The 1,216-nt window shown below is 65.1% G+C and carries 2 protein-coding genes; both read right to left on the bottom strand.

Translation table 11 applies throughout. The features are described 5' to 3' along the window. The coding region (locus B3V69_RS02030) for a transglycosylase domain-containing protein (protein WP_296443309.1) at window positions 1-323 on the bottom strand (323 nt) is incomplete at its 3' end. A 44-nt stretch (window positions 324-367) separates the two neighbouring features. After that, window positions 368-1,213 carry a shikimate dehydrogenase gene (gene aroE, locus B3V69_RS02025; protein ID WP_296443385.1) on the bottom strand — a complete coding sequence of 282 codons (846 nt, stop codon included), beginning with the start codon at window positions 1,211-1,213 and terminating at the stop codon, window positions 368-370. Between the last annotated feature and the right edge of the window lie 3 nt (window positions 1,214-1,216).

Here is a 1,216-nt window from a genome sequence, read left to right as displayed (position 1 = left end):
GCGACCCGTGCTTCGGCCTTGGCATTCTTTTGCCAGGCTTTTTTCAGGGCGCCCCAGTCCACGCCATCGTGGCTGCTGAAGCCGTCGTCCTCGCTGGCGATGACGGCCCGCTTGAGGTTGTCCGAAATCTGCGGGTAGGCGACCCACTGCTGGCGCCAGCGCAGGCTGCCATGCTCGTTCACCACGCGCCACGCTTCCGAACGCTCGAAGGCGCTGGATTGCGGATCGATCACCGCCATGGTGGCAATGCGGGCGACAAAGAAAAGCTGCAAGGCCAGCAGGGCGGCGCCGAGCAAACCGAGCCAGCGAAAAAATGGTTTCATGATTGAAAGCTCACGCGCATGTCCAGAACCCCGGTCAGCCGGCCTTAGCGTGAACGTTGGTGTGTGACGGCCCGCAACTCGGCCAGCACCTGTTGCGAGGGCGGCAGCACGCCGCGCCAGATCAAAAATGCCTCAGCCGCCTGCTCCACCAGCATGCCCAGGCCGTCACGCGCCTGTGCGCCGTGCTCACCGGCCCAGGTCATGAAGCCTTGCGCGGCGGGGCCGTACATCATGTCGTAGGCCAGGGCCCCCGGTTTGAGCGTGCTGGCCGGCACCGGCACGCCGGCGCCGCTCAGGCTGCTCGCCGTGGCGTTGATGACAACATCAAAACTGCCCGCTAGCCCTTGTAAATCCTGCGCGACCAGCTCTGTTTTTTGTAGCAAGGCGAGCTCGGCATGGCGCGCCACCAGGGCGCTGGCTTTGCTCAGTGTGCGATTCGCCACCGTGATGCTGGCGGGCCGCGCCAGCAGCAGCGGACCCAGCACACCGGCACTGGCGCCGCCGGCGCCGATCAGCAGCAGCTGGCGGCCATTCAAATCAAGCCCGGCGTTGCGCTGGATGTCGTTGACCAGTCCGACGCCGTCGGTGTTGTCGGCATGAATAGCGCCCGTTGAGAAGCTCAGCACGTTGGCGGCCTGGGCCAGCGTGGCGCGTTCGCTGACCTGGCTGGCCAGCGTCACTGCTTCAAACTTGAAGGGCACGGTGATGTTGCAGCCACGGCCGCCTTCGGCGATGAAGGCGCGCACGGTCGGCGCAAACCCATCCAGCGGCACCAGGCGCTTGCCGTACTGCAGCGTCTGGCCCGTCAGCTCGGCAAAACGCGCATGAATCCACGGCGATTTGCTGTGCTCCACCGGGTTGCCCATCACGCAATAAAGATCCATGGCCATAGC

This window comes from Rhodoferax sp. UBA5149 (assembly GCF_002413825.1).
In the GTDB taxonomy this organism is placed as follows: Bacteria; Pseudomonadota; Gammaproteobacteria; order Burkholderiales; family Burkholderiaceae_C; genus Rhodoferax.
The sequence above is the reverse complement of the archived record's forward strand: the minus strand, read 5'-3'. Positions and strand labels throughout refer to the sequence as shown.

What these genes read in the sequence shown, in the direction of transcription:
- aroE (WP_296443385.1), bottom strand. Translation starts at nt 1,213, where the DNA reads ATGGCCATGGATCTTTATTGCGTGATGGGCAACCCGGTGGAGCACAGC.